Genomic DNA, 24,516 nt, shown 5'->3' with positions numbered 1-24,516 from the left:
ATGCGTCTGTTTCTTTCCACTGCCAGCTTTCTGCTGCTCTCGCTCATGCTGATGGTGCCGGTCGCGGCACATGCCAATGCGGAGAAGGCAGAAGAACTTGCTCGGCTCGAAACCAATGGTCTGAAATCTGCCGGGGCGAAACGGTTGAAGTCTTTCGTCAGCGCGCCGGAGGGTGCGCAGGGGGATGTGAAATTCTCCAAGGCCTGGCTGGATGCACAGCCCAGGGCGAACGGGTCGTCTGAATGGCGCTGTCTGGCAGAGGCGCTCTATTTCGAAGCGCGCGGCGAGACGGTCAAGGGCCAGTTCGCGGTTGCCGAAGTGATCAAGAACCGCGTCAAGAGCGGACGTTTCCCGGGGTCTTTCTGCGGGGTGATCCACCAGGGCACCGGCAAGAAGTACCAATGCCAGTTCACCTATACCTGTGACGGCAACAAGGAAGTCATCGCGGAGCCCAAGGCCTTTGCCCGGGTGGCCAAGGTTGCCAAATACACCATCGACGGCAAGGTGCCTGCGCTGACAAACGGTGCCACGCATTACCACACTACTGCCGTGCGTCCGCGCTGGAGCAAGGTCTATACCAGAACCGCGCAGATTGGCGTGCACTTGTTTTATCGTCATACTTGGCGGTCGGCGTCCAACTGACGCCGTTTTCGGGTGCTGGCCTGACGGATTGCAGGCTGCTAAGGACGCGGTGACGCGGTAGAAATACCTCAGTCACCCCTGTCCGAGCCGCATGATCCGAAAGCCCTGCCATGTCCAAAGAAGCCCGCCTTGCCTTTGCCCATCCCTCCGAGCGGGCCGATGCCCTGGCCGGGGCGGACCCGCTGGACCGCATTTCCCTGCGCAATCACATTGTCGAGGTCGAGATCGGCGCCTTTCAGGCCGAGCGCGGCGTGAGGCAGCGCATCTGCTTCAACGTGGTGGTCGAGGTGCAGCCGCTGACCGGGCCGGTCGATGATGATGTGGACCGCATCCTGAGCTATGACCGCGTGACAGAGGCGATTGCCGCCGAACTGGCGGTGGAACGGCTGGCCTTGCTGGAAACCCTTGCCGAACGGGTGGCGGACCGCATTCTGCTGGAACCGCAGGCAGTGCGTGCCTTTATCCGGATCGAGAAGCTGGATCGCGGCCCCGGTGCCCTGGGGGTCGAGATCGTGCGCGCGCGCGGCGATGCCCCGGCGGCAGAGGTCGCCCCCGGTGACGCGCCGCATCCCGAACTGGTCTATCTCAGCAATGCCGCCATCGCCTCGCCACATCTGCCGGGCTGGCTGGACCAGCTGGAAAAACTGGGGCGGCCCCTGATCCTGTGTGTGGGGGCGCCGGATGTGGCGGCACCGCAGCTCAAGCACCGCATGGCGCAGCGGCGGATCGACCTGCTGGCGATCGAGCAGAATGCCTGGGTGCTTGCGGCCCGTGACGACCGCTGCGTGGTGGTCGCCACCCGGACCGAACTGGACTGGGCGATGCGCAACGGCCAGACCTGCGTCTGGGCGCCATCCAAGATCGTACTTGATTCCGTCGATACCCCCTCGGCGCAACCGCATGACGCCGTGGCGCTGGCCGCATGGTTCGCCGCGACCTTCGATGCGGAGGAAATGCTGGTGGTGGGGGCCGATCTGCCCGAGGGCGCATCCGTCCCCCTGCGCGGTGTCTCGCTGGATCAGGCAAAGCTGTGAGGGTCTATTACCGACCGCTGGCACAGCTCGGCCCGGCCCGGCCGGAAGGGGCTGTGGCGCTTGCCGGGGGCTGGGCATGGTTCACCCATGCCGAAGCCCTGTCGCGGACAGAACCATCCCGCGTCATCCCGGTGCAGGAGATCCCGGCCGCGCCGCTGGCGGCGCTGTCTGCGCCGCGCGCGAAGGTTGGCGGGCTCCACATGGGCCAGCCCCGTGTCATGGGCATCCTGAACGCGACGCCGGACAGTTTTTCCGACGGTGGGCTGCATGCGGCGGCGGATGATGCCATCGCGGCAGGGTTGCGGATGCGGGATGCGGGGGTGGACCTGTTCGATGTGGGCGGGGAATCGACCCGGCCCGGCGCGGTGACGGTGGACCCCGAAGAGGAGGCGCGCCGCGTTGTCCCGATCATCGCCGGGCTGCGCGAGACCGGCGTGCTGATCTCTGTCGATACGCGCAAGGCCAGTGTCGCAGAGGCCGCGCTGGAGGCCGGTGCGGGGCTGATCAATGATGTTTCGGGCTTTACCTATGATCCGGCACTGGCCGGCGTGGCGGCAGGGGCGGGCGTGCCTGTCTGCGTGATGCATGCGCTGGGGGACCCGGCCACGATGCAAAAGAACCCGCAGTATGAAAATGTGCTGCTGGACGTCTATGATTTCCTCGCGGCGCAGATCGCGGTGCTGGAGGGCGCGGGCATCGCCCGTGACAGGATCATCGCGGACCCCGGCATCGGCTTTGGCAAGACGCTGGAACACAACCTGACGCTGCTGTCGGGGCTCAGCCTGTTTCACGGTCTGGGCGTGCCGATTCTGCTGGGGGCCTCACGCAAAGGTTTCATCGGGACACTTGGGAACGCGCCTTTGGCGGGTTCCCGCGCAGGCGGGTCGATTGGCGTGGCTCTGGCGGGGGTGACGCAGGGGGCGCAGATATTGCGGGTTCATGACGTGGCAGATACCTTGCAGGCAATCACGCTGTGGCGTGCGGCAATATCAGGACGACGAGATGACTAAGCTATTTGGCACCGACGGCGTGCGCGGCACGGCAAACATCTATCCGATGACCGCCGAAATGGCGCTGCGCATCGGTGCGGCGGTGGGCCGGTACTTTCGCCGCGAGAGCAAGGGGGTGCACCGGGTGGTCATCGGCAAGGACACCCGGCTGTCCGGCTATATGTTCGAGAACGCGCTGACCGCCGGCCTGACCAGTTCGGGGATGAATGTGCTGCTGCTGGGCCCGGTGCCGACACCGGCGGTGGGCTTGCTGACCCGGTCGATGCGCGCCGATCTGGGGGTGATGATTTCGGCCAGCCACAATCACGCGCATGACAACGGGATCAAGTTCTTTGGTCCCGACGGCTACAAGCTGTCAGATCAGGCGGAGGCCGAGATCGAGGCGCTGGTGGCCGACGGGGTCGAGATGGTGCAGGCGCCCGAGATCGGCCGCGCCAAGCGGATCGACGACAGCCGCTTTCGCTATATCGAGCGGGTCAAATCCTCCTTTCCCCGGCAGATGCGGCTTGATGGTCTGAAGGTGGTGATCGACTGCGCCAATGGCGCCGCGCACCATGTGGCACCGATGGCCCTGTGGGAACTGGGGGCGACGGTGGTGCCGATGGGGGTTTCCCCCAATGGGCACAACATCAACGAGGGCTGCGGATCGACCCATCCGGAGGCGGCGGCAGAGGCGGTCGTGGCGCATGGTGCCGATGTCGGGATCTGCCTTGACGGGGATGCGGACCGGGTTGTCCTGATCGACGAGAACGGCATGGTCGGCGATGGTGACCAGTTCATGGCGCTGATGGCGGCACGTTGGGCCGACGAGGGCAAGCTGGCAGGCGGTGCGCTGGTCGCCACGGTGATGAGCAACCTTGGCCTGGAGCAATTCCTGGAAGGGCGCGGCCTGCGGCTGGAACGTACCAATGTCGGTGACCGCTATGTGGTGGAACGGATGCGCAAGGGCGGCTTCAACCTTGGCGGGGAACAATCGGGCCATATCGTGATGACAGACCATGCCACCACTGGCGACGGCCTGATGGCGGGGCTGCAATTCCTGGCCGAGATGTGCCAGTCGGGCAAGGCGGCGTCGCAATTGCTGCATCAGTTCGACCCGGTGCCGCAATTGCTGAAGAATGTGCGTTTCGGCGCGGGTCAGACCCCGCTGGAGGATGCGGCGGTGCAGGCGGCCATCGCGCAGGCGGAGGCAGATCTTGCCACCGGCGGGCGGTTGCTGATCCGCAAATCGGGGACCGAGCCGCTGGTGCGCGTCATGGCCGAACATGAGGATGCGGCGCTGATGGAACGGGCCGTTGACAGCGTGGTCGATGCCGTGGGCGATGCGGTTTCACTGCCCGCTGACGGTTGATCGCGGCGGATCACCCCAGTCTTGCGCGCTTCATGTCCATGATCAGGCCGATTGAATCCATATAAAGCGTGCCCACGACCTTGGCGTTGCGGGCCGCTTTCCTCTGGGCCTGCAAAGCTGCGGTATTGCTTTTGTTGGCTTTGCGCAGGGTGGTTTCCACCGCGGCATTCTGGCCTGCGATCGGGATGCTGAGCCTTACCGAACGTGCCTTGGCCAGGGCCGCCGCGCCGTTCTTGCTCATCTCGGCAAAAAGCGCATCGCCATGCTGGCGCACCGAGCCGACCTTGGCCGCGCGTTTGGTTCGTTGCCGGGCAGGCACACCGCCCGCTGCGCGGCTGTCTGCCACAAGTTTGGCATTCCTGATGTTCTGCGTCATCACCAGCACGGCCAGGAACAGCACGAGCAAATGCACTTGTGTCACAATCAGCAGGATCAGCGCCGCAGTGGAGGGCGAGCGCCCCTCGCCACCGGCTTCTGCCGCATCCGGCATGGTGAAAAAGCCCGCGACGGCAAGGGCCGTCAGCGTTGAAACGACGTCTCTTCTGTCAAATCTAGTCATGGTTTCCCCCTTCCTGAATGCCTTTCGCTTATACCTCGCGGCGCTGTCGTCGCTCAGGTCGCGTCGCGTTCATGCGAGGTCACGCGATGCGGTCTAACCTGTTGGTTTCGCATGTCCGAGGCGTTCAGAACCGGCTCAAATCCGGGCGAAATGCCCCAGGGCGTAGAAGTCCAGGATCTCGGGCAGCGTCAGGTGGTTCAGGTGTAATGCGAAGTGCGATCAATAGGGTCAGGATAGCGCGAAAACGGAAAATCACCAAATCCGGGGTTTCACCTATCGCGTCTGACGAAATACCCGAAGCATCAGGTATCATGTAACGTGTTGAAATCCCTGATTTCAGGCAGCGTCAGGCGATTCAGGTTTTTCCATGACGCTTTACCGGCCAAACAGCCGCCGCAGCGCGCCAAACTGGCTGAGGGCGACGCCGGCCAGGATCAGCGCCATGGCACCGATCAGGGCGGGGGGCAGCGGCTCTGACAGCAGCAGCGCGCCCAGAACCACGGACCAGACCGGCACCTGATAATTCACCAGGCTCATGAAGACGGGACCGGCGCTGCGCACCACCGTCACCCGCAGCAGGTTGGCGGCCGCCGTCGGCACAAGGCCGAGAAAGGCCAGCACGAACAATGTATTGCGGTCGGGCAGCGGCGGCGGCCCTTCGACGGCCCAGGCGGCGGGCAGGATCAGGGCGGCACCGATCACCAGCAGAACCGCGGCCAGCCCGATGGTATCCACGGCAGGCAGGCGGCGCATCAGGATCGAGCTGACGGCATAGCAGGCCGCCGCCGCGATGCAGGCAAGGCGGCCGGGCAGTTCCAGCGCCGTGCCGCTGCTCTCGAAAGCCCGGCTGCCGATCAGCAGGCAGACCCCGGCAAAGCCGAGCAGAAAACCGATCACCTTGCGGGTGTTGAGCCGTTCGCCGGGCACAAAGAAATGCGCCAGCGGCAAGACGATCAGCGCGATGGCGGCCATCGAGACACCTGCAAAGCCGGAGATGACATGCTGTTGGCCCCAGGCGAGCAGGGAAAACGGCACGGCCCCGCTGAGCGCCCCGATGAGGACAAGGGCCACAAGATCGCCAGCGGCGGGCGGGCTGGCGAAAAGCGTGAACCCCCGCACCCCCCAGACCACGACCATCACAAGTGTCGCAAAGAGGATGCGCGCCGCAGCCAGCCAGAAGGGCGTGATGCCGCGCAGCGCAATTTCGGTGACAAGAAAGGTGCCGCCCCAGATGAGGGCCAGCAGGGCGATCATCAACCAGCTGGTTGTGGTGATCCTTGGGGCATCTTGCATGGGCTGTCCTTTTGCTCATGCACTGATGGGCCCGGATCAGGGCGAAGTCAAAGGTGAATGCTTCGATCCCGGTCGAATGATGCCGGTCAGGGGCGGCGGGATAAAGCCGGGGCATTTCGCGCAGCTGTCGGGACCCGCCGGGGGAGAGGTGCGAAGCCCGGTCAGAACCGGGCTTCGCAGGTGGTCATACCGATCAGTTCTTGGATTTGTCGACCATCTTGCCGGCAGAGATCCAGGGCATCATCTCGCGCAGTTTTGCGCCGACCTGTTCGATCTGGTGTTCGTCGTTCATGCGGCGTCTGCCTTTGAAGAAGGGCTGACCCACGGCGTTTTCCTGCATGAAGTCGCGCACGAAGGCACCGGACTGGATGTCGTTCAGCACTGCTTTCATCCGCGCCTTGGTCTCGTCATAGGGCAGGATGCGCGGGCCGGAGACATATTCGCCATATTCGGCCGTGTTGGAGATCGAGTAGTTCATGTTGGCGATACCGCCTTCATAGATCAGGTCCACGATCAGCTTCACTTCGTGCAGGCATTCGAAATAGGCCATTTCCGGCGCGTAGCCGGCTTCGACCAGGGTCTCAAAACCCATGCGGATCAGTTCGACCAGACCGCCACAGAGCACCGCCTGTTCGCCGAAGAGGTCGGTTTCGCATTCTTCGCGGAAGTTGGTTTCGATGATGCCCGACCGGCCACCGCCGATGGCGGAGCAATAGGACAGGCCGATTTCCAGCGCCTTGCCGGAAGCGTCCTTGTCCACGGCCACCAGGCAGGGCACGCCGCCGCCCTTGGTGTATTCGCCGCGCACGGTGTGACCGGGGCCCTTGGGCGCCATCATGATCACGTCGATGCCTTCTTTCGGCTCGATCAGGCCGAAATGCACGTTCAGACCATGGGCAAAGGCAATCGCGGCACCTTCGCGGATGTTGTCATGGACGTATTTGCGGTAGGTTTCGGCCTGAAGTTCGTCGGGCATGGTGAACATGATCAGGTCGGCCCATGCGGCGGCTTCGGCAATGCCCATGACCTTGAGGCCTTCGCCGGTCGCCTTGGCGGCGGAAGCGGAGCCTTCGCGCAGGGCGACGACGAGGTTCTTGGCACCTGAATCGCGCAGGTTCAGGGCGTGGGCATGGCCCTGCGAGCCATAGCCGAGGATGGCGACCTTCTTGTCCTTGATCAGGTTCACGTCGCAGTCACGGTCATAATAAACGCGCATATCGCTTGTCCTTTGGTTGGTGAATTCTGAGGTGCACCATAGGGATGTTGGCGCTGGTGGCCATTGATGTTTTATGTGTATTTGGGGAACAATGAAAAATGTTATTCGTCAAATTGGCAAAGAACGGGAAAATCATGCTTGATGATGTCGACCGCCGATTGCTGCGCTACTGGCAGGCAGAACCGACGCTGAGCCCGGCGGACCTGGGCGAGCGCTGCGGCATGACCGCGGGCAAGACCGCGCGGCGCATCGCGCGGCTGGAGGAGGCGGGCGTGCTGCGCGGGGTGGGGGCGGTGATCAACTGGGCCGCATTGGGCTATGCGGTGGAGGTGTCGCTGCGGGTGACGCTGGACAAGACCCAGGGCAATGCCTTTGACAGTTTTCTGGCCAGGGCGCGGCAGGTGCCGGAGGTGATCGAGGTGCAGACCTTTCTTGGCCGGGTTGATGTGCGGCTGTCGATCATCGCGCGCGACATGGCGCATTATCAGGATATCTACCGCAGCCGCATCCTGACCCTGCCGCATATCGCGGATATCGAAGCGCTGATGCATGTGGCGCGGATCAAGATGGAGGCCGCGTTGCCGCTATGACCGAATTGGACGCCATCGACCGCAAGCTGATCCGGGCACTTGCGCGGGACGCGCGGCAATCGGCCAGCGCCCTGGGCAAGCGTTTCGGCCTGTCGCAGCCCGCCACCTGGCGGCGCATCCGGCGGCTGGAGGAGGCGGGGATCATCCGCGCGCGGCAGCTGCGGCTGAACGCCGAGGCGCTGGGGTTTGGCGTAACCGTCTTTCTGGGCATCAAGCTGGCGACCAAGGGGCGGGTCTCGCTGGAGGATTTCGAACGCGCTGTCGTGGCGATTCCCGAGGTGCAGACGGTGGAACATGTGCTGGGCATGTATGACTACCGCCTGCGGGTGGTTGCGCGCGACCTGCCGGATTTCGAGCGGGTCCTGCGGCGGCGCATCATGACATTGCCCGGTGCGGGCGAGGTCGAGGCGAATGTGCTGCTGAGCGAGGAGCGCCTGCCGGGGCCGCTTTGACGGCGCCTTGCCTGGCGGGAATTGCCAAGCGCGTCATCGCCGCCTAAGACCGGTGCATGATCTCACAGAAGGAACCTGACGATGGCATTGCTCGATTCCGTGGACCCTGCGGGGCTTGATGAATTTTCGGTGGTCTTTACCGACCGTTCGCTGAACCACATGTCGGCGGCCTTCCAGCAGGTGATGCGCGACATTTCGGCGATGCTGCGCGAGGTCTATCAGGCCGATGCGGTGGCTCTGGTGCCCGGTGGCGGCACCTATGCGATGGAGGCGGTGGCACGCCAGTTCGCCCGCGGGGCAGAGGTGCTGGTGGTGCGCAACGGTTGGTTTTCCTACCGCTGGAGCCAGATCATCGAAAGCGGCGATCTGACCGGGAATGTCACGGTGATGAAGGCGCGCGCGCAGGGTAATGCCCCGGCCAGCCCCTTTGCACCCGCCCCGATCGAGGACGTGGTTGCCGCGATTGCGGAGAACAGGCCGCAGGTGGTCTTTGCGCCGCATGTGGAAACCGCGGCGGGTGTGATCCTGCCGGATGATTACATTGCCGCCATGGCCAGGGCCGCGCATGAGGTCGGCGCCCTGATGGTGCTGGACTGCATCGCATCTGGCTGTGCCTGGATCGACATGCGGGCGCTGGGGGTGGATGTGCTGATCTCCGCCCCGCAAAAAGGCTGGTCGGCCTCGCCCTCTGCCGGGCTGGTGATGATGTCCCGGGATGCCGAGGCGCGGCTGGCAGAAACCCGGTCTGACAGTTTCGCCATCGACCTGGCAAAATGGCGCGCGATCATGAAGGCCTATGAGGATGGCGGTCATGCCTATCACGCGACCATGCCGACCGATGCGCTGCGCGCCTTCCGGGATACGATTCTGGAAACGCGGGACTACGGCTTTGCGCGTTTGAAGGAGGCGCAGTGGCGTCTGGGCGAGGGCGTGCGCGGGATGCTGCGCGACAAGGGGGTTGTGTCGGTTGCCGCCGAAGGGTTTGGCGCGCCGGGGGTGGTTGTGAGCTACACCGACGATCCCGAAATCCAGTCCGGCCGCGCCTTTGCCGCCCAGGGGATGCAGATCGCAGCGGGTGTGCCCTTGCAGGTGGGCGAGCCCGAAGGGTTCAGCACTTTCCGGCTGGGGCTGTTCGGATTGGACAAGCTCTATGACGTGGATACCACGCTTGCGCGGCTCCGGGCGGTGGTGGACAAGGTTCTCTGACCGCCGCCGGGACCGCGATCCTGGCGATTGGATTGGAGGGATTCTGACATAAGGAAGCGCGGACAAGTGCTTCTTTATGCTCCAGTATTCGATCCTGACAGGGCCGCCGACGACAGGTTCAGGCGATTCCTACCGGACACCCAATCCCATCTGCATCAGCATCCTGCGCACCGGGGCCAGCCCGTAAAGCGCGTTGAGCCCGGCGGCGCGGGCATCCCGGGCCAGCGGTGTGCTGGCCTGGCTGGCGCGGTTCAGCAGGTCGATGCCCCGCACCCGCAGCTGGATGTCACCGTGGCGGGCCTGATGATAAGCCCTGAGCATGGCGGCGTCGCCCAGGGCATCGGGACGGGCCTGCGCCAGTTCCAGCAGGGTTGCGATGTCTTTCAGCGACATGTTCAGCCCCTGCGCCCCGATGGGCGGCAGCACATGTGCGGCCTCCGCGATCAGGGCCAGCCGTTCGCCGGTCAGGCTTGCGGCATGCTGGCTGATGATCGGCCAGAGGTTGCGCGGCGTGACCAGGGTGAGCGGGCCGAAGAGATGGCAGGAGCGCTCAGACATTTCCTGTTCAAATGCCGCGACCGGCATCTCCGACCGGGCAAGCTGTGCCGGTCCGTCATCCATCCAGACAATGGCAGAGCAGGGCAGGCCATCATGATCGGGCAGCGGCACCAGCGTGAAGGGGCCGCCGGTGCGGTGAATCTCGGTCGAGACATTCTGATGCGGGATCGGATGTGTCGCGGCAAAGGCCAGCGCCTTTTGCCCGTAGCGCCGGGTGGTGACGGCGATTCCGGCAGCCTCGCGCATCGGGCTTGTGCGGCCGTCGGCGGCGATAACAAGCCGCGTGGTCACGCGGCTGCCGTCGGTCAGACCCACGCGGGCCTCGGCCATGCGGGTGAACAGGGATGTGGTGCCGGTGCCGGGTCTGAAATCGACGGATGGCAGTGCCGCCAGTCGCGCCACCAGTTCACGGCGCAGCAGCCAGTTGGGGAAATTCCACCCGAAGGGCGCGTCGGAGATGTCGGCGGCGTCAAATTCACGGCTCACGCGCGGCTCTGCCTGCGCTCCGCCGGCGTCAACAATGCGCATGATCTGCAAGGGCGCAGCATGCGGGGCGAGCGCATCCCAGACGCCTGCATCCTCCAGCACCTTGCGGGCCGGTTGCAGCATCGCCGTGCTGCGCATGTCGGCGCCTTTGGTGTCACGGGCTGTCACCGGCGGGGCCGGGTCAACGCAGATCACGTCGAACCCGGCGGTGCCAAAGGCCGCAGCCGCGGTAAGGCCCGCAATCCCGCCGCCGGAAATCAGAATGTCGCAGTCAAATTCCATAAAGGATATCCAGGGCCTGTGGACGTTCATCGTCGACCACCCGTTTCAGTCCAAAATTGCTCAGTTCCAGGCAAGAGAGCGCAGGAATAGCCAGCTATTTCAAGCTCTCTTTACGCAGAAATGGGCAATTTTGGCGAAACCCCTTCGGGGCGCGGCGGATTTTGCCTCTGCCCTCCCGGATGTTCGCTTCCAATGATCACATTGCTGCGCTCACATCAGGGCGCCAGCGGCAAAATCCGTCTCGCGCGGGTGGTCGACGATGAACGTCCACAGGCCCTAGCCTTTCAGAAGGCCAAGGAAAGCGGTCAGATCGTCGGTATGGTAGTGAATATGCGCGGCATCGCGTCGCGCCGGGGCGACGTGGATGGTTTTCATCCCCATTGCATGGGGCGCGATCAGGTTGCGGTCATCATCCTCGAACATGGCGGCGCGGTCCGGCGCCAGACCGTCCAGCGCGAACACCCGGTCGAATGCGGCGCGGTCGGGTTTGGGCAGAAAGCCCGCGTGTTCAACGCCATAGACCGCATCGAACAGCCCGCTTAACCCGCGCGCTGCCAGCACCCGTTCGGCATAGGGGGCGCAGCCGTTGGTATAGACAATGCGCCGCCCCGGCAGGGCGCGGATCTGTGCGGCCAGTTCCGGGTCGGGGGTCAGGCTGTCCATGGAAATGTCATGGACATCTTCCAGATAGGGGGCCGGGTCCACGTCATGTTCGCGCATCAGGCCGGCCAGGGTGGTGCCATGGGTCTGCCAGTAGTGCAGGCGCAGCCGGTCGGCCTCGGGTTGTGCCACATTCAGGCTGCGCATCACCCAGGCGGTCATCCGCACCTCGATCAATGCGAAAAGCCCGGCAGAGGGCGGGTACAGCGTGTGGTCGAGGTCAAAGACCCAGGTGTCCACATGGGAAAAGGCATCGCGCGTCATGTGCTTGTGTTAGGCGCTGGATCGCGGCCCTGCAAGCCTTGCGCTGCTGCGGCAGGGCGCTAAGGTGGCGCGTCAAAGAGGAAATTCGCCATGCCGCCGCCAAAACCCGGATCGACCGATGCCTATTCCATGATCCTGGATGCCATCGACACTGGCATTTACCGCCCCGGCGACCGGCTGGTCGAAAGTGAACTGGCGGAGCGGTTCGGCGTGTCACGCACGCCGGTCAGGGAGGCATTGCAACGGCTTGAAACCCAGTCCTTGCTGTCGCGCGACGGGCGCAGCCTGATTGTCGCCTCGCTGGATCACAACCAGACCGCCGAGCTTTACGTGGTGCGCGGAGAGCTGGAGGGGCTGGCCGCCCGTCTGGCCGCGCGCCATGCCACGCCGGAGGAAATCCGCGTGCTGCGCGAGATGGTCAGCGCCGATGATGCGCTGGTGGGCGACCCCACGGCGCTTGCCCGGTCGAACCGGCGGTTTCACAAGCAGATCCATCTGGCCTCGCACAACCGCTATCTGGTGCAGCAGCTGGACCTCGTCTACCGCTCCATGGCGCTGATGGCGACGACCTCGCTTGCCGCCGAGGGGCGCGGAGAGATTGCCCAGGCCGAACACGACCGGATTGTCGCCCGCATCGAGGCGCGCGATGAGGCGGGGGCGGAAGAGGCGTTGCGCTCGCATATCTCCCTCGCCTTTGTCACCAGGCTCAAGCAGGAGGCCGCGCGGCTGGAGACGGATGGGTGACAGGCGCGGTGCCATGCGCCGTCTTGTCCCAGAAAAACGGGCTGACCACGAATTCATGCAAAGCCTTGTAGGCCGCCAGCGCCCCCATCGGAAAGTAGAGCGGCGTGCTGAGCACCCAGCCCGTCAGGTGCCGGTGGCGGGGGCCTGACACCGCCACCATGGCGATGCAGAGGTTCACGATTTCGGCCAGTGCAAAGAAACCCGCCAACAGCCACATGGCCGGGGCACCCAGGGTCTGTGACACGGGATGTGTCACGCCGAACAGCGTGATCCAGAAGGACCAGAGCAGCGGCGCGCAGGCAAACTGCGAAAAGGTGGCCAGCAGCAGGGTCTGCACGCCCCAGAAGCGTTTCCAGCCCAGCTCGCGCAGCAATTGCCGGGGGTGCCGCATATGGACGATCCAGGTGATCAGGAACCCCTTGAGCCAGCGCGAGCGTTGCCGCACCCAGGGCCAGGCACGGCAATTCGCCTCCTCATAGGTGACGGTCGGCAGCAATTCGGTGACATAGCCATGGCGCGCCAGCCGCACGCCGAGATCGGCGTCTTCGGTCACGTTATGGGCATCCCAGCCGTTCAGCTTTTCCAGGATGTCGCGGCGAAAGAACAGGGTTGTGCCGCCCAGCGGGATCACCATGCCAAGCCGCGCGACCCCGGGCAGGATCATCCGCCACCACGTCGCGTATTCAATTGTAAAACAACGGGAAATCCAGTTCGCCTTGCTGTTGTAATAATCCAGGATACCCTGCAGGCAGGCCACGTTTTCCGGCGCGGACTGAAACCGGGTCACCACCTTTTCGATCTGGTCAGGCTCCGGCGCATCCTCTGCATCCCAGACGCCGATGATGCTCCCCTCGCAGAAATCCAGCGCATAGTTCAGCGCGCGGGGCTTGGTGGTCAGCCCGTTTCCCGTGGGCACTTCGATCACCGTGATCCAACCGGGCAGCTTTGTGCGGGCGATGGTCTTCCGGGTCAGCTGGTCTTCCTCTTCCAGGACCAGAATCACGTTCAGCAGCGACTTGGGATAGGTCAGCCGGGACAGGCGGGCGATCAGGGCACCCGCGATTTCGGTCTCCTTCAGCAGGGGCACAAGGATTGACACCCGCGGCAGCCTGAAGGGGGTGCAGGCGGCAGGGTGGTCTGGCGGCCGGTCGGCCAAAAAATGAGACAGCTGCGCGGCAAAGGCAGCAATCTTCAGCCCGGTGCTGAGCATCAGCGTCACAAAGGCCCAAAGCAGCGCCACCGTCAGGGTCCAGAGCGGTGCCAGGACCAGCGCGGCACCGGATGCCGCGCAGATGGCCAGGGCCAGGTAACGACGTGCATTGCCTTCCCCGCGCCAGCTGCGGCAGCTTTCGACCTCGGGCACGCGCTGCGCCGCGCGCAACGCCAGTTCAGGGCCATAAAGCAGGCCGATGTTGTGCCGGATCTGGCGCGCGTCCGAGATTACCGGCAAAAGCGCGAAGCCTTCGGGCATCATGCAGGCCCGAAGCCTGTCAAAATCGGCCGGATTGCTGGTCGCGACCAGCAGAATGCCCCCCACGCGCATCCAGGGCACCACGCGAAAACGCAGGCAGAGCGCGGCCGGCAAGGCCTCGGTCAGTGTCGGGTCAGGGGGATCGACCGCCAGATCGACCCGATGCGCGCGGCATTGGGCGCAGAGGGCGTCCAGAACCTCATCTTGTGTGGCAAGTCCCTGGCAAATCAGGATTTCGCCCAGTGGCGCATCAAGGCGCCGTTGCAAATCCAGCGCATGCAGCAGATCGCGGGTTCCGATCACGCCTGCGTCGATCAGATGCCGGCCAAGCGGCTTGTGGGGCAACGCGGGTTGCGCAACCGTTGCTTCGGGCCAATGCAGGCGAAGGTTACTCATGCGTTACCGGCCCGAATGTTTCAACTTCGGACAGGGTATGAATGAACCGGTTAAGGCTGCACTAACAGAAGATTAACAAGGGGTTAACGGCGCGGGGCAGCTCAGGCCTGCGCCGGTTCCGGGGCGCGTTCCGCCATGGCGGCGGCAAAACGCTCGAACAGGTAGTAGCTGTCCTGCGGGCCGGGCGAGGCTTCGGGGTGGTGCTGCACGGACCAGACCGGGCGGCCCTCCATCCTGATGCCGCAGTTGGATCCGTCAAACAGGGAGACATGGGTTTCCACCACCCCATCTGGCAGGGATTGCCCATCGACCGCGAAACCGTGGTTCATCGAGGTGATTTCCACCTTGCCGGTATCGTAGTCCTTGACGGGGTGGTTGGCCCCATGGTGGCCGTGGCTCATCTTGACGGTCTTGCCACCCAGGGCGAGCGCCAGCATCTGGTGGCCAAGGCAGATGCCAAAGACGGGCAGGTCGGTCTTGTCCAGCACGTCGCGGATCATCGGCACGGCATAGACGCCGGTTGCCGCCGGGTCGCCCGGTCCGTTGGACAGGAACACCCCGTCCGGCTGATGCGCCATGATGTCGTCAAAGGTGGCCGTGGCGGGCAGGACCGTCACTTCGCAGCCGGCAGAGGCCAGGCAACGCAGGATGTTGCGCTTGGCACCGTAATCCACCGCGACGACCCTGTGCCTCGGGCTTTCCTGTTTCGGATAGCCATCGGGCCAGGCCCAGCGCATTTCATCCCAGCGATAGGATTGCGCACAGGTCACGTCCTTGGCCAGGTCCATACCTTCCAGCCCGGCAAAGGACCGGGCGGCGGCCACCAGCGCCTCGATGTCGAAATTGCCCTCGGGGTCATGGGCCAGCGCCACATGCGGCGCGCCCAGATGCCGGATCGCACGGGTCAGGCGCCGGGTGTCCACGCCGCCGATGGCAATGCGGCCCCGCGCCGCCAGCCAGTCCGACAGCGGCTGCACATTGCGCCAGTTGCTGGGGTCGGTGGGCATCCATTTGACCACCATGCCCTCTGCCACCGGATCGCCGGTTTCGTCGTCTTCGGGGTTGGTGCCGACATTGCCCACATGCGGGAAGGTAAAGGTCACGATCTGGCCCGCATAGGAGGGGTCGGTCATGATTTCCTGATAGCCGGTCATCGCGGTGTTGAAGCACAGTTCCGCCGTGGTCTGGCCGGTGGCACCAAAGCCCATGCCGTAAAAAAGCGACCCATCCGCAAGAGCAAGGCAGGCGGTCGGGCGAAGGGGGGTGGGCGCGGGCATCGGGGCAGCCTCCAGAACGGGGTGTGGCAGGGTAAACGGCTGGCAACCTACTGCCCGCCGGGGGCGGGGTCAAGGCTGCGGGCGAAAACAGATTTCCTTAAAGATCAACAGGTTGGCATTGCGCGCGCCCCATTGCCTGCCCCGCCCACTATGGGTATGGTAGGCTCTTTGATATTGTCTGGACCAAATAGGGGACCGCATGACACTGCGCACGCGCATTTCGGAATCGCTGAAACAGGCGATGAGAGACAAGGCCGTCGACCGGCTGTCCACCCTGCGGCTGATCAATGCCGCGATCAAGGACAAGGACATCGCGGTGCGCGCCACCGGCAACGATGACGGCGTGGCCGACGACGAGGTGCTGGCGATCCTTGGCAAGATGGCCAAGCAACGACAGGAATCGGCCCGCGCCTATGAGGAAGGCGGCCGGCTCGACCTTGCAGAGCGTGAGAACGCCGAAATCGAGGTGATCGAGGAATTCCTGCCCCGCCAGCTGACCGAGGCCGAGGTCGCCGCAGCGGTGGAAGAGGCCATTGCCGATCAGAACGCCAGCTCCATTCGTGACATGGGCAAGGTGATCGGCGTGCTCAAGGGCAAATACACCGGCCAGATGGATTTTGGCAAAGTTGGCCCGATGGTGAAGGAAAAGCTGAGCGGGGAGGGCTGAAGTCTCTGTCGCGAAAACGACTGTGCAGGGGCACGCGTTGCGGCACGGCGACTGGTCAGGAATGCTCAGCGCAGGGTGATCTCGCTTAATGCGGCGTTTTTGCAGTGATCGCTCCGGTAGGTATCGCCCATTACCAGCTCGACCCACTCGACATTCTTGATTTCGCCAAGGTCAAAGCTTTGCACCGCTCCGTTGTCCTTGAGGTCCAGCTTGCGGGGGTTGCTGGCTGACGTGCGGATGCCAAGTGTGCGCACGCGTGCGGTGCCGTTGTCTCGGCCGTACAGGCCCTCCACACTCGGATCTCCGGTCACGATGTCGATCACACGCAGGGTGGTCGGGCGTTCGAAACTGAAACTGATGCTTGTCTTGCGGCCCGAATCCCTGTGCTCTGCGGACCAAGCGGTTGCGATATCACCGTCGAAGAGGTGGCCCATTTCGAACCGGTCGGCACGCGGTTTGTACGTCTGATATCGTGCGCAATGATGTTGGTTCACAAGGGTGGTCGATGCGCAGACCCGCGCGGGGCCGATTGCAAGCGCGAACCTCTGGCAGGTTTCGCCCTCAACGGCCGGGGCCTGCGCCATCGGGCGGGCAGGCGTGGACGTGCCGTTGCGCCGCTCCCAGCCGCGCTGAACGGCCTCCAAGCGCTGGTGGCGGGGCGGATGTGTGGCCGAGCCCTCGGCGTCCAAGGATTTCCACAAGACCTGCGCCTGATCCAGTGACGCCCCCAGGGCCGCCAGCACGAAGCCTGCGTACTCATCAGCCTCCAGTTCGGTGGGCGGGCGCGATCCGCCAGCGGCGATGGTATGGCCCTGAAGGTGGTGACCGACCTCATGCGCCATCACCGCATAGAGCTGCCAATGGCTTTCGGGTTTGTCGCGATAGGTGCGCATCCAGATCGGGTTGAAGGCGAGATAGCGTTGTTCGTCGATGATGACCGCCGCCGCGTTGCCCACTTCCTGAGTTTCGACCACCTGAAAATTGGGAGCAAGCCCGGAGACACTTAGAATGTCGTTGACCACGCTCCAGACTTCCTGAACCGTGAAGCTGTCGGCTGCGGTGAGGTCCGGCACTTCGATTTCGACCTTTTCACAGCCGAGTATGGTACAGGCGACCTGTTCCTCTGCGACGGCCGGCACGGACAGCAACAAGGCCAGAAGGGCGGCGGACGGGAACGGGCGCATGGCAATCTCCGACAGAATTGGGATCAGCCTATTATAAGGGGCGTTGATTGCACAAGTCGCGCTCAGCCGCGCAGCGACCGATTCAGATCGTCATAAAGCGCGATGCGCTCCTCCTCGCTCAGGAAACGGCCGATCTCGACCTCGCGACCATGCCCGGACAGGGTCACGTAATGGGGCACCGGGCCGTGCTTTTCGTATTTCGTCACCCGGGTCCAATAGCGGTTGCAATCCCATTCCTTCAGCTCGCCCTTGGCGGTGCGGTGGGTCAGCCGGGCGGTATCGGCGTCCAGCGTCAGGATCTCTTCGATCCGGCGCGCGTGATGGTTGCTTTGCAGGGCGAAATAGAGGCCGGCCACCGCCGCCAGCACGAAGGGCAGCAGCCCCCACAAAAGCACGGTGCCGAGCAGCGGCAGCGTCGGGATCAGGATCAGGGCGAAGGTGACCAGAACGAAAGCGGCAAACCCCCTTGCAGGCAGCGACTGATGCGGCCAGAGGCGCATGCGCTGCGGGGTCTCGTCTGGTTTGGTGGTCCATTCATAGGGCATGGCGGGAAAATAGCGGCATCGCGGGCAGAGGCAATGCGGCACCTGCGCCCGGGCCGCGCGGTTCACGGCGCGTCAGCCAGCGGGGCTGTTCCAGAAGGTCTGGGAACATTTCAGCTCCGCTTCCAGCCATTTCGCGAACTTCCGGACACCGGGTTTGCGGGCGGAATACTGGCTGGTTGCCAGCCAGTAGGTCGCGCCGGTCAGGGACCTGTGGCGGAACGGAGAGATGATCTGCCCCCGCTCCAGCGCGTCGCTTGCCAGGGTTTCCCAGGCCATGAACACGCCCTGGCCCGTCATCGCCGCATCTAAACACAGCGAGGCGTCCGCATAGGTCGGGCCGGGCGGAAACTGCGGCATTTCAAGGTGATGATCGGACAGCCAGTTCCGCCATCCGTAAAGGTCATCGTTCTCGCGGATCACCGGGAATTTCAGCAGGTCTCGGGGCGTGCTGATCTGATCGGCGATCCCGGCGGAACAGACCGGAAAGACGCGCTGATCCAGCAGTTTGGCGGCACCGGCGCCCAGGGCAGGGTCGCTGCCCACGCGTATTCCGATGTCCACGTCCGACCGGTCCAGATCAATCACCTGCACCGTGGGGAAAACCCGCAGGCCGATGCCGGGGTTTGCCTGATTGAATTTGTTAATTCTCCATATAAGCCAACGGCTTGCAAAGATCGGCGCGACCGAGACCGTCAGCGTCGTGCCCTGGGTGGCGTCAATGTCGGACAGGATGGAGGAGAGTTCCGCCATGACGCGGGTCAGGCGCGGCGCGATCTCGGCGCATGTTCTGTTCGGCTTGAGGCCTGTGGAAGTGCGGATGAACAGGCTCTGGCCCAGGGCGGTCTCTGCCTTGGTCAGGCGCTGGCTCAAGGCGCCGGAGGTGACCCCCAGTTCCAGCGCCGCGCGGGCAAGGGTGCCGTGGCGGGCGACGGCCTCCACCACCCTGAGCGATGCAAGCGGGATGTTGTTCAGGTTTCGCATTTAGTTTTTCTAAACAGAAGTGCTGGCGAAGTCGATTCCATTTTGCCGGGGCCTGGCGGATCATCTGGCCATGACACATGCACTTGGAAATCTGTTTGGCTGGTTCAGCCGGGACAGGCGCAAGGCCCGCGCCGAGGCCCATGCGCGCGCCCTCTGGGGCAGGGACCCGCTGTCGCATCCCGACATCGCCCGCATGACCGAGCGGGAACGTGCGGACCTGCAGTTCCAGCCATCATGTATCGCGCCGGAATAGGGCTGTTTCGTATCGGTGGTTTGCGGTGGGCGGCAGTTTGTGGCCGAAGCAACGTGACGCGCGGCTTGTTCCGGGCATTGGCGTCAGTGATTGACGGCAGCATGCTGATCAACAGCAAAACCATCACCGGTGTTCAGCATGAACCGACATTGCTGCGCAAGCCAATCGACAGGATTGCTGTCCTCGCTTCCGAAACCGGACCCTCGTGCAGATCGCAGCGAAAGGCGGGAGAGAGCCCTTTCCGCTTTACCAAGCGCGGAATCAAGGCCGCAGGCCGCCGCGCATCGCCGGGCCGTCCCCTGGCACGGCGATTTGTCTGCTGTCGTGTCCCACGGATAGCTTGGAAGTGCTTGGCTGCCATAAAGTGCCAGTCACGACGGTCGGATCGCCGCACCACGGCCCGTCGATGCGCGGCTTGGGGTTTTGTTGCGAACGGCAACTCCGTCCACTCAGCCGCCATTCGTCAACTTGTCGATGAAGGTCCGCTCTCAGCATGACTATGCCGACTGGGCGTGTCGATCCAGGCCGACTGGCTATGTTGAAAGCCCCGGATCATGGCTGTCGGTTTGCGTGATCACCAGCACAGCAAAACCCAAGGACCGAACGTTCAACCGCTACCGCCCCTTGATCTCGATCGAGAAGCGTCGCATGGCCCCCTGTGGCGGTTTGGGGAAGGGGCCTGCGCCACGCACCAGCCGGACAGCGGCCTGATCAAGTGTCGCGGAGCCCGAACTGCGGGCGAGCGAGACCGATGCGATGCCGCCGCTGGCCGCGATGGAAAAGGCGATCACGGCGGTTCCCCTTGCATTGACCCGCGGCTTGCCCGCGCGGGACAGCCTGCGCATCACCACGCCGGGGTAATTGCTGGCTGCCGCATTGCCTGCCGCCTGTTTCTGCCCGCCGTTGCCGCTGGCGCGTGCCTTGGCGGTGGCTTTTCCGGAGGCCTCACCGGCACGGGCGTTCTGCCGGGCGTTGCCCTTGGGTTGAGACTTTTTCACAGCGCTGCGGGCTTCGGTCTTTGGCGGGGGCGGGGCCTTGTGTTTGGCCACAAAGGCGGCGCTGCGGAGCCTGGGGCGTGCAGATTGCGTGACGCTGGCGGTTTCGGGCGGCGTGCTGGCAAGCCGGTCGGGCACCGAGGTGCTGCTGAGGCTCCTGACCGCCGGGGCCGCGACATCGGGTTGCCGGGGGGCAAGCAAATCGCTGCTTGCCATGGCGGAGGGGGTGGCAGCCTCCGGTGCCATGGCTTCGGGGCTGCGCTGCGCTTCGGCCTTTGCGGCGGTTTTGGCCGGAGTGCTCTCGGCCGGTTCAGGCGTCAGTGCTGCATCTGCCCGTTCCGGCGCGAGGGTGCCTGCCGCCATGTCCTGAAAACCACTGCCCAGGCGCACCTCGGCGGCGCCCTGCGCCCCTTCGATCTGGACAGGTTCCGGCGTGACCAGGACAAGCGCAAGCGCGCCATGGGCCAGCACCGCACAGGACAGGGCGGCCCCTTTTGCGATGGTGGAAACACGGGTCATTGCAGCCCCCTTTCGGTGACGATGGCGACCTGTTTTGCCCCGGCGTTGCGCAGGTCACGGCCCAGGGTGATCAGGGTTGCTGCCGGCAGGTCGCGGTCCGGCATGACCCGCACCCTGTCGCGTGCGCCCTGCGGAAGCTCGGCGTAGAATGCCGCGGCACTTGCCACCGGTGCGCCCCGGTGCGTCATGCGCCCGTCACTGTGCACGATCAGCACATCGGCGGGCGCGGTCCCCTCGATCCCTTCCGTGCGCACAAGCGCCAGATTTGCATCAAGTGGTGCCGCAATGGTGCCGGCCACCAGAAAGAAGATCAGCATCAGGAAAACGATGTTGATCAGCGCGATGGTCGGCTCGCGCCGGGATTTGCCGCTGCGCCGTCTCATGACGGCTCCAGCACGGTCACGCTCAGCCCGGGGATGCCGCGCAGCGCGCCCAGAAGATCGGTCAGCCGTTGCGCCGTCACATCCGCGCGGGCCGCAACCAGAACGCCAAGGGGCGCGCCCTCCGCGCGGTGCGGGGCCAGCGCCCCGGAAAGCTCCGGAAGCGCCAGGGCAGTGCCGTTCAGGCGCAGATCATCTGCCGAGAGCGAGACAAAAACCGGTTTCTGCGCGGGCGCGGCAGCGCCCGACCCGGCAGAGGCGAATTCGACCTCCGCAAAGCGGGTAAATGTGGAGGTCAGCATGAAGAACAGCAGCAGCAGAAAGATCACGTCGATCAGGGAGGTCATCGACAAGGCGCGCCGCTGGCGGGTTCTACGCATGGGCCGGAACCCCGACAGCCTCGCCCGCATTGCCGTGACCCTGCGGGGCCAGGATTGTTTGCAGCGCCTTTTGCGCCAGCACCCGGTCGGCATCCATCCGTGCCTCGAACCAGCTCAGCACCACCGATGTGGGCATCGCCACGGCAAGCCCCACCGCCGTTGTCAGCAGCGCGACCCAGATGCCACCTGCCAGGATCGAAGGATCAACCTGCGCGCCCGCTTCCTGCAGGGCCTGAAAGGCAGAGATCATGCCCAGAACCGTGCCGAACAGCCCCAGCAGCGGGGCCAGCTGGGCCACCGAATCCATCAGGCGGAAACCGCCTTCGAGCCGGGCAAAGCGCGCCTCGGCCTCCGCTTCGAGCCGGGCGCGATCGACCTGACCGTCGAAGGCCATGGTCATCACGGGCACAAGGTAGCTGCGCGATTGCGCGACATGGCCCCGCGCCGCGCTGCGGTCGCCCGCATCCCAGGCGGCAATGGCGGCCTGCAGCGCCTTGTGGCGGCCGACACCTTCGACCGTGAATTGCCAGAGCTTGTACAGCACAACACTCAGAACAAGGACCGAAATCACCCCCAGCAGAAGCACGACCGGCCCCCCCAGGTCGGTGACGCGCTGGATGGCTTCCCGCACCGCCGCGATCATCCCAGCACCTCCGTCTCAACCCGGCTGCGCAGCTCCAGATCCTTGTTGCAGGCGTCATCGGGCAGGTCCGTACCGGTGCAGGTTTCGGCCCCGTTGATCAGCAAACGGCCAAGCGCGGCGCAGGCCAGTCCCGGCACGACAAATTGCCGGGCCCTCGGGCGGCTGGCGGGCAGGCTGCCAAAGTCGAAAAGGGTCAGCCGGTCTACCTGGCCGGAGGTGTCGAAAAGCACGGCCTCATAGACGGCGCTGTCGATGTCGGTGTCATGGCCGTTCTGGACCAGGAATGTGACCCGGCAGGCATCTTCGACCGGTTCAAGCGCGTTCAGCTCGATCATGACGTGCTTGCCCTGGGCCTCCTGGGCGAAACAGCCCGCGCCCGGTTGGACAAGTGTCAGCACTGTGGCTGCAAGGATATGTTGGATTGCCTGCATGGCTCCAGCCTCCGATTACCTCATGGATAGTCTGGCTGGGGCATTTGCCCTTGCTGGATGGCGCGGTGCTACCATCCGGCAAGGGAGGATTCAATACCTGATTGAATTAGTCTGCTTTTGCGGCCTCTGTACCTGTCGGCGGTCTGCCGCCGTTTTCAGGCCAGAGTTCAGATCAGAGTACAGGCTGGGGTTCAGGCCAGATGGGCGCGCAGAATCCAGGCGAATTTCTCATGCGCCTGGCCCCGTGCGATGCACAGATCCTCGGTCAGCGTGTCGCCCTGTTCGGCGGCCAGTTCACCGGCCCCGGCAAGGGTTTCAGCAAGCGTTTCCTGGGCCTCTTTCATCAGGCGGACCATGTCCGCGGCTGCGGGCACACCCGTGACCTCGGCCACCTTGGACCGCTTCAGCATACCGGCAAGGGTGCCTTCGGCATGGCCCTCAAGCGCCTTGACCCGTTCGGCCAGATCGTCCTGCGCGGTGAAATGATCCTCATAGATGGTCTGGAACAGGGCGTGCAGGGGGCCGAATGCCATGCCTGTCACGTTCCAGTGGAAATTCTGTGCGAGCATCGTGGTCACGGCGGTCTCGGCCACGCATTGGTTCAGCGCCTCGACGATCTGGGTCGCTGCATCGGTGGAAAGGGTCTGTGCTGTCTGGGTCATTGCGGCCTCCTGCATCATGAATGGGGTGCTGGCTGGCATCCGGCTGGCTTGCACCGTCAAATTACAGGTGGGGCAGAGGTTTGGCAAGTCGAATTAGAATTATTCTAAACTTGTTCCTGCGCATCGACGACAGTCTGCAAAAGGAAGGCAAGGTTCCGCCGCGCGTGTCTGGGCACGCGGGAATGCAGCAGGAAGGTCGCGCTGGCTGTGTCGTTGGATTTCAGGCTGCGGGCGAGGGCCATCAGCCAGTCCTCGTCAAAGGAAGTTGCCCGCTCGCCGCTCCGGTAGATCACGGGGCGTTGCCCCAGGGCCTGATGAAGACAGCGCATCAGCACCTCTGACGCGGCCTGCGCGGCCACCTGCCGGTTGCCCGACAGGGCGGCACAGGCACCGAAGAGATCGACATAGGTCTTGCAGCGCCCCCTGCGGGCGGCATGGCGCAGGTGTTCCAGCAGCGAAAGGCCGGGCTGGTCGCTGGCCGGGCCCTCGCTGTCGTCAAACGATACCTTGCGCTGTGCTGCTGTCATCTCTGCCTTGTCCTTTTCCGGTCTGCTCTGGTCTCTGCGGCCTGCCTGATGCCTGATGCCTGATGCCGCCTTCACGCCGCCTTGCCGCCGGACAAGACGGAGAGGCTGATCTTTTTCTTGCGGCAGCGGGTCTCATAGGCCTTTTCCCAGTGGCTGTAGCGCCCCATCACCGATTGCTGCGCAACCAGAAGTTCGATGAAGGCCTCGCGGGCGGCGTTCTTTTTCAGGCCCTTGAAGACGGACTTCTGTGCCTTTGTCATGGAACAGCCGATGCAATGGCCTTCGCGTTTGAATTTGCAGACGTCGATGCAGGGGCTGGGAACTTTGGTCATGGTCTACTCGCTTGAGGGGGGCTTTGGCCCGATCTGGCTTGGGTGTCCGGGTCAGTGAAGCGTGCGGCTCCGGACGGTTTCGGCAGTGCCGCGGGGCGGTGGTGACTGGCGGGCGATGCATTGCATGGCCAGGCCGACCTGAGCCGCCATCAGCGCCACATGTTCCGCCTGGGAGGCAGGCACAAGCAGGCTGGCCACCATCGCCGCTTCGGCCAGGTCGCCGCGTGCCGCCTCGCGCACGAGGGTTTGCAGCACCGCCTCGTCCGAGCCGATGCAGTCGCAGCCAAGGCCGTGCCGCACCAGCGGACGGCGCGCATAGGCGCAGAGAGCGGTCAGCAGTCTTTCGAACTGGCGGATCTCTGCACGGCCGCCTGCGGTGCCGAAACAGCGGGCAAAGCCGGTGCCGACCTTTTCCTGCCCCTCAAGGCTGTCCATCCACAGGCGCATCGACAGAATCAGCTCCGCCTCCCAGGGCGGGACATTGGTCAGCCGGCCGACGACAGCGCTGCCCGGGCTATCCATCGCT

General features: G+C 64.3%; 29 protein-coding genes. 10 read left to right on the top strand and 19 right to left on the bottom strand.

From position 1 onward, the window contains the following. The 4 genes from ACWNZ3_RS12175 to glmM all read left to right on the top strand — a co-directional run bounded on the left by ACWNZ3_RS12175 (window position 1) and on the right by glmM (window position 4,037). Window positions 1-642 (top strand): cell wall hydrolase, encoded by a 642-nt coding sequence (locus ACWNZ3_RS12175; protein WP_269363780.1) that lies wholly within the window; start codon window positions 1-3, stop codon window positions 640-642. 110 nt (window positions 643-752) lie between these two features. Beyond that, on the top strand, window positions 753-1,676 hold the full coding sequence (locus tag ACWNZ3_RS12170) for a dihydroneopterin aldolase (RefSeq protein ID WP_496900097.1): 924 nt from the start codon (window positions 753-755) through the stop codon (window positions 1,674-1,676). Beyond that, window positions 1,673-2,686 (top strand): dihydropteroate synthase, encoded by a 1,014-nt coding sequence (gene folP / locus ACWNZ3_RS12165; protein ID WP_496900096.1) that lies wholly within the window; start codon window positions 1,673-1,675, stop codon window positions 2,684-2,686. The genes ACWNZ3_RS12170 and folP overlap by 4 nt, the downstream gene beginning before the upstream one ends. Continuing rightward, window positions 2,679-4,037 carry a phosphoglucosamine mutase gene (glmM, locus tag ACWNZ3_RS12160; protein ID WP_269363774.1) on the top strand — a complete coding sequence of 453 codons (1,359 nt, stop codon included), beginning with the start codon at window positions 2,679-2,681 and terminating at the stop codon, window positions 4,035-4,037. Before folP ends, glmM begins: the two co-directional genes overlap by 8 nt. Before the next feature lie 10 nt (window positions 4,038-4,047). Here glmM and ACWNZ3_RS12155 read toward each other — a convergent pair whose 3' ends face one another. The 3 genes from ACWNZ3_RS12155 to ilvC all read right to left on the bottom strand — a co-directional run bounded on the left by ACWNZ3_RS12155 (window position 4,048) and on the right by ilvC (window position 7,105). Then, on the bottom strand, window positions 4,048-4,596 hold the full coding sequence (locus tag ACWNZ3_RS12155; RefSeq protein WP_274575039.1) for a hypothetical protein: 549 nt from the start codon (window positions 4,594-4,596) through the stop codon (window positions 4,048-4,050). A gap of 375 nt (window positions 4,597-4,971) precedes the next feature. Next, window positions 4,972-5,889 carry a DMT family transporter gene (locus tag ACWNZ3_RS12150; protein ID WP_496900095.1) on the bottom strand — a complete coding sequence of 306 codons (918 nt, stop codon included), beginning with the start codon at window positions 5,887-5,889 and terminating at the stop codon, window positions 4,972-4,974. 193 nt (window positions 5,890-6,082) lie between these two features. Beyond that, the gene (ilvC, locus tag ACWNZ3_RS12145; protein ID WP_274575041.1) at window positions 6,083-7,105 is read right to left on the bottom strand and encodes a ketol-acid reductoisomerase; all 1,023 of its coding nucleotides are present in this window, start codon (window positions 7,103-7,105) and stop codon (window positions 6,083-6,085) included. A gap of 134 nt (window positions 7,106-7,239) precedes the next feature. Here ilvC and ACWNZ3_RS12140 point away from each other — a divergent pair, with 134 nt between their 5' ends. The 3 genes from ACWNZ3_RS12140 to ACWNZ3_RS12130 all read left to right on the top strand — a co-directional run bounded on the left by ACWNZ3_RS12140 (window position 7,240) and on the right by ACWNZ3_RS12130 (window position 9,353). Continuing rightward, window positions 7,240-7,695, top strand: coding sequence for an Lrp/AsnC family transcriptional regulator (locus ACWNZ3_RS12140; protein ID WP_269363767.1), 456 nt, complete (start codon window positions 7,240-7,242; stop codon window positions 7,693-7,695). Continuing rightward, entirely contained in the window at window positions 7,692-8,147 is a 456-nt protein-coding gene (locus ACWNZ3_RS12135; RefSeq protein ID WP_269363765.1) for an Lrp/AsnC family transcriptional regulator, read from the top strand. Before ACWNZ3_RS12140 ends, ACWNZ3_RS12135 begins: the two co-directional genes overlap by 4 nt. An 81-nt stretch (window positions 8,148-8,228) precedes the next feature. Continuing rightward, window positions 8,229-9,353 (top strand): aminotransferase class V-fold PLP-dependent enzyme, encoded by a 1,125-nt coding sequence (locus ACWNZ3_RS12130; RefSeq protein WP_269363764.1) that lies wholly within the window; start codon window positions 8,229-8,231, stop codon window positions 9,351-9,353. A gap of 129 nt (window positions 9,354-9,482) precedes the next feature. On the opposite strand, the gene ACWNZ3_RS12125 is transcribed toward ACWNZ3_RS12130, so the two are convergent. Together ACWNZ3_RS12125 and ACWNZ3_RS12120 are read right to left on the bottom strand one after the other, a co-directional pair. Next, on the bottom strand, window positions 9,483-10,679 hold the full coding sequence (locus tag ACWNZ3_RS12125) for a UbiH/UbiF family hydroxylase (protein WP_496900094.1): 1,197 nt from the start codon (window positions 10,677-10,679) through the stop codon (window positions 9,483-9,485). 276 nt (window positions 10,680-10,955) lie between these two features. Beyond that, the gene (locus tag ACWNZ3_RS12120) at window positions 10,956-11,603 is read right to left on the bottom strand and encodes a pyrimidine 5'-nucleotidase (RefSeq protein WP_496900093.1); all 648 of its coding nucleotides are present in this window, start codon (window positions 11,601-11,603) and stop codon (window positions 10,956-10,958) included. Window positions 11,604-11,693: 90 nt separating this feature from the next. Between ACWNZ3_RS12120 and ACWNZ3_RS12115 the strand changes: the two genes are divergently transcribed. After that, window positions 11,694-12,347 carry a GntR family transcriptional regulator gene (locus ACWNZ3_RS12115; protein WP_269363759.1) on the top strand — a complete coding sequence of 218 codons (654 nt, stop codon included), beginning with the start codon at window positions 11,694-11,696 and terminating at the stop codon, window positions 12,345-12,347. On the opposite strand, the gene ACWNZ3_RS12110 is transcribed toward ACWNZ3_RS12115, so the two are convergent. Further along, entirely contained in the window at window positions 12,310-14,214 is a 1,905-nt protein-coding gene (locus ACWNZ3_RS12110; protein WP_496900092.1) for a glycosyltransferase, read from the bottom strand. The two genes, ACWNZ3_RS12115 and ACWNZ3_RS12110, sit on opposite strands and share 38 nt — an antisense overlap. 101 nt (window positions 14,215-14,315) lie before the next feature. Next, window positions 14,316-15,491, bottom strand: coding sequence for a glutamine-hydrolyzing carbamoyl-phosphate synthase small subunit (carA, locus tag ACWNZ3_RS12105; RefSeq protein ID WP_496900091.1), 1,176 nt, complete (start codon window positions 15,489-15,491; stop codon window positions 14,316-14,318). A 199-nt stretch (window positions 15,492-15,690) separates the two neighbouring features. On the opposite strand from carA, the gene ACWNZ3_RS12100 reads away from it, so the two are divergent. Further along, on the top strand, window positions 15,691-16,158 hold the full coding sequence (locus tag ACWNZ3_RS12100) for a GatB/YqeY domain-containing protein (RefSeq protein WP_496900090.1): 468 nt from the start codon (window positions 15,691-15,693) through the stop codon (window positions 16,156-16,158). A gap of 65 nt (window positions 16,159-16,223) precedes the next feature. On the opposite strand, the gene ACWNZ3_RS12095 is transcribed toward ACWNZ3_RS12100, so the two are convergent. The 3 genes from ACWNZ3_RS12095 to ACWNZ3_RS12085 form a co-directional block, all read right to left on the bottom strand. Next, window positions 16,224-17,342 carry an NADase-type glycan-binding domain-containing protein gene (locus ACWNZ3_RS12095; RefSeq protein ID WP_496900089.1) on the bottom strand — a complete coding sequence of 373 codons (1,119 nt, stop codon included), beginning with the start codon at window positions 17,340-17,342 and terminating at the stop codon, window positions 16,224-16,226. Between the two features lie 62 nt (window positions 17,343-17,404). After that, on the bottom strand, window positions 17,405-17,887 hold the full coding sequence (locus ACWNZ3_RS12090; protein WP_496901904.1) for a DUF2244 domain-containing protein: 483 nt from the start codon (window positions 17,885-17,887) through the stop codon (window positions 17,405-17,407). Window positions 17,888-17,959: 72 nt separating this feature from the next. Beyond that, window positions 17,960-18,868 carry a LysR substrate-binding domain-containing protein gene (locus ACWNZ3_RS12085; RefSeq protein ID WP_496900088.1) on the bottom strand — a complete coding sequence of 303 codons (909 nt, stop codon included), beginning with the start codon at window positions 18,866-18,868 and terminating at the stop codon, window positions 17,960-17,962. Window positions 18,869-18,938: 70 nt separating this feature from the next. Here ACWNZ3_RS12085 and ACWNZ3_RS12080 point away from each other — a divergent pair, with 70 nt between their 5' ends. Continuing rightward, on the top strand, window positions 18,939-19,121 hold the full coding sequence (locus tag ACWNZ3_RS12080; protein ID WP_496900087.1) for a hypothetical protein: 183 nt from the start codon (window positions 18,939-18,941) through the stop codon (window positions 19,119-19,121). Between the two features lie 614 nt (window positions 19,122-19,735). On the opposite strand, the gene ACWNZ3_RS12075 is transcribed toward ACWNZ3_RS12080, so the two are convergent. The 9 genes from ACWNZ3_RS12075 to ACWNZ3_RS12035 all read right to left on the bottom strand — a co-directional run bounded on the left by ACWNZ3_RS12075 (window position 19,736) and on the right by ACWNZ3_RS12035 (window position 24,512). Beyond that, the gene (locus tag ACWNZ3_RS12075; RefSeq protein ID WP_496900086.1) at window positions 19,736-20,635 is read right to left on the bottom strand and encodes an energy transducer TonB family protein; all 900 of its coding nucleotides are present in this window, start codon (window positions 20,633-20,635) and stop codon (window positions 19,736-19,738) included. Further along, window positions 20,632-21,018 carry an ExbD/TolR family protein gene (locus ACWNZ3_RS12070; protein WP_496900085.1) on the bottom strand — a complete coding sequence of 129 codons (387 nt, stop codon included), beginning with the start codon at window positions 21,016-21,018 and terminating at the stop codon, window positions 20,632-20,634. The genes ACWNZ3_RS12075 and ACWNZ3_RS12070 overlap by 4 nt, the downstream gene beginning before the upstream one ends. Then, a complete protein-coding gene (locus ACWNZ3_RS12065; RefSeq protein WP_496900084.1) occupies window positions 21,015-21,395 on the bottom strand; it encodes an ExbD/TolR family protein in 381 nt (126 codons plus the stop codon). Before ACWNZ3_RS12065 ends, ACWNZ3_RS12070 begins: the two co-directional genes overlap by 4 nt. Further along, a complete protein-coding gene (locus ACWNZ3_RS12060) occupies window positions 21,388-22,038 on the bottom strand; it encodes a MotA/TolQ/ExbB proton channel family protein (RefSeq protein ID WP_269363742.1) in 651 nt (216 codons plus the stop codon). The genes ACWNZ3_RS12065 and ACWNZ3_RS12060 overlap by 8 nt, the downstream gene beginning before the upstream one ends. After that, entirely contained in the window at window positions 22,035-22,469 is a 435-nt protein-coding gene (locus tag ACWNZ3_RS12055) for a hypothetical protein (RefSeq protein WP_496900083.1), read from the bottom strand. The genes ACWNZ3_RS12060 and ACWNZ3_RS12055 overlap by 4 nt, the downstream gene beginning before the upstream one ends. A 191-nt stretch (window positions 22,470-22,660) precedes the next feature. Next, on the bottom strand, window positions 22,661-23,131 hold the full coding sequence (locus ACWNZ3_RS12050) for a Dps family protein (RefSeq protein ID WP_269363740.1): 471 nt from the start codon (window positions 23,129-23,131) through the stop codon (window positions 22,661-22,663). A 104-nt stretch (window positions 23,132-23,235) separates the two neighbouring features. Next, entirely contained in the window at window positions 23,236-23,658 is a 423-nt protein-coding gene (locus ACWNZ3_RS12045; RefSeq protein WP_114275664.1) for a hypothetical protein, read from the bottom strand. 71 nt (window positions 23,659-23,729) lie between these two features. Further along, complete coding sequence (locus ACWNZ3_RS12040; protein ID WP_269363736.1) at window positions 23,730-23,990, bottom strand: DUF1289 domain-containing protein; 261 nt, start codon at window positions 23,988-23,990, stop codon at window positions 23,730-23,732. Between the two features lie 51 nt (window positions 23,991-24,041). Next, entirely contained in the window at window positions 24,042-24,512 is a 471-nt protein-coding gene (locus ACWNZ3_RS12035) for a hypothetical protein (RefSeq protein WP_274575063.1), read from the bottom strand. Window positions 24,513-24,516: the final 4 nt, after the last annotated feature.

The sequence above is a fragment of the Sulfitobacter sp. IGS-18 genome, assembly GCF_059628195.1.
This window is presented reverse-complemented; position numbering and strand designations above follow the sequence as displayed.

Coding starts and splice junctions, on each gene's coding strand:
- ACWNZ3_RS12175 (WP_269363780.1), top strand. CDS start 1: ATGCGTCTGTTTCTTTCCACTGCCAGCTTTCTGCTGCTCTCGCTCATG.
- ACWNZ3_RS12170 (WP_496900097.1), top strand. CDS start 753: ATGTCCAAAGAAGCCCGCCTTGCCTTTGCCCATCCCTCCGAGCGGGCC.
- glmM (WP_269363774.1), top strand. CDS start 2,679: ATGACTAAGCTATTTGGCACCGACGGCGTGCGCGGCACGGCAAACATC.
- ACWNZ3_RS12155 (WP_274575039.1), bottom strand. CDS start 4,596: ATGACTAGATTTGACAGAAGAGACGTCGTTTCAACGCTGACGGCCCTT.
- ACWNZ3_RS12150 (WP_496900095.1), bottom strand. CDS start 5,889: ATGCAAGATGCCCCAAGGATCACCACAACCAGCTGGTTGATGATCGCC.
- ilvC (WP_274575041.1), bottom strand. CDS start 7,105: ATGCGCGTTTATTATGACCGTGACTGCGACGTGAACCTGATCAAGGAC.
- ACWNZ3_RS12140 (WP_269363767.1), top strand. CDS start 7,240: ATGCTTGATGATGTCGACCGCCGATTGCTGCGCTACTGGCAGGCAGAA.
- ACWNZ3_RS12135 (WP_269363765.1), top strand. CDS start 7,692: ATGACCGAATTGGACGCCATCGACCGCAAGCTGATCCGGGCACTTGCG.
- ACWNZ3_RS12130 (WP_269363764.1), top strand. CDS start 8,229: ATGGCATTGCTCGATTCCGTGGACCCTGCGGGGCTTGATGAATTTTCG.
- ACWNZ3_RS12125 (WP_496900094.1), bottom strand. CDS start 10,679: ATGGAATTTGACTGCGACATTCTGATTTCCGGCGGCGGGATTGCGGGC.
- ACWNZ3_RS12120 (WP_496900093.1), bottom strand. CDS start 11,603: ATGACGCGCGATGCCTTTTCCCATGTGGACACCTGGGTCTTTGACCTC.
- ACWNZ3_RS12115 (WP_269363759.1), top strand. CDS start 11,694: ATGCCGCCGCCAAAACCCGGATCGACCGATGCCTATTCCATGATCCTG.
- ACWNZ3_RS12110 (WP_496900092.1), bottom strand. CDS start 14,214: ATGAGTAACCTTCGCCTGCATTGGCCCGAAGCAACGGTTGCGCAACCC.
- carA (WP_496900091.1), bottom strand. CDS start 15,491: ATGCCCGCGCCCACCCCCCTTCGCCCGACCGCCTGCCTTGCTCTTGCG.
- ACWNZ3_RS12100 (WP_496900090.1), top strand. CDS start 15,691: ATGACACTGCGCACGCGCATTTCGGAATCGCTGAAACAGGCGATGAGA.
- ACWNZ3_RS12095 (WP_496900089.1), bottom strand. CDS start 17,342: ATGCGCCCGTTCCCGTCCGCCGCCCTTCTGGCCTTGTTGCTGTCCGTG.
- ACWNZ3_RS12090 (WP_496901904.1), bottom strand. CDS start 17,887: ATGCCCTATGAATGGACCACCAAACCAGACGAGACCCCGCAGCGCATG.
- ACWNZ3_RS12085 (WP_496900088.1), bottom strand. CDS start 18,868: ATGCGAAACCTGAACAACATCCCGCTTGCATCGCTCAGGGTGGTGGAG.
- ACWNZ3_RS12080 (WP_496900087.1), top strand. CDS start 18,939: ATGACACATGCACTTGGAAATCTGTTTGGCTGGTTCAGCCGGGACAGG.
- ACWNZ3_RS12075 (WP_496900086.1), bottom strand. CDS start 20,635: ATGACCCGTGTTTCCACCATCGCAAAAGGGGCCGCCCTGTCCTGTGCG.
- ACWNZ3_RS12070 (WP_496900085.1), bottom strand. CDS start 21,018: ATGAGACGGCGCAGCGGCAAATCCCGGCGCGAGCCGACCATCGCGCTG.
- ACWNZ3_RS12065 (WP_496900084.1), bottom strand. CDS start 21,395: ATGCGTAGAACCCGCCAGCGGCGCGCCTTGTCGATGACCTCCCTGATC.
- ACWNZ3_RS12060 (WP_269363742.1), bottom strand. CDS start 22,038: ATGATCGCGGCGGTGCGGGAAGCCATCCAGCGCGTCACCGACCTGGGG.
- ACWNZ3_RS12055 (WP_496900083.1), bottom strand. CDS start 22,469: ATGCAGGCAATCCAACATATCCTTGCAGCCACAGTGCTGACACTTGTC.
- ACWNZ3_RS12050 (WP_269363740.1), bottom strand. CDS start 23,131: ATGACCCAGACAGCACAGACCCTTTCCACCGATGCAGCGACCCAGATC.
- ACWNZ3_RS12045 (WP_114275664.1), bottom strand. CDS start 23,658: ATGACAGCAGCACAGCGCAAGGTATCGTTTGACGACAGCGAGGGCCCG.
- ACWNZ3_RS12040 (WP_269363736.1), bottom strand. CDS start 23,990: ATGACCAAAGTTCCCAGCCCCTGCATCGACGTCTGCAAATTCAAACGC.
- ACWNZ3_RS12035 (WP_274575063.1), bottom strand. CDS start 24,512: ATGGATAGCCCGGGCAGCGCTGTCGTCGGCCGGCTGACCAATGTCCCG.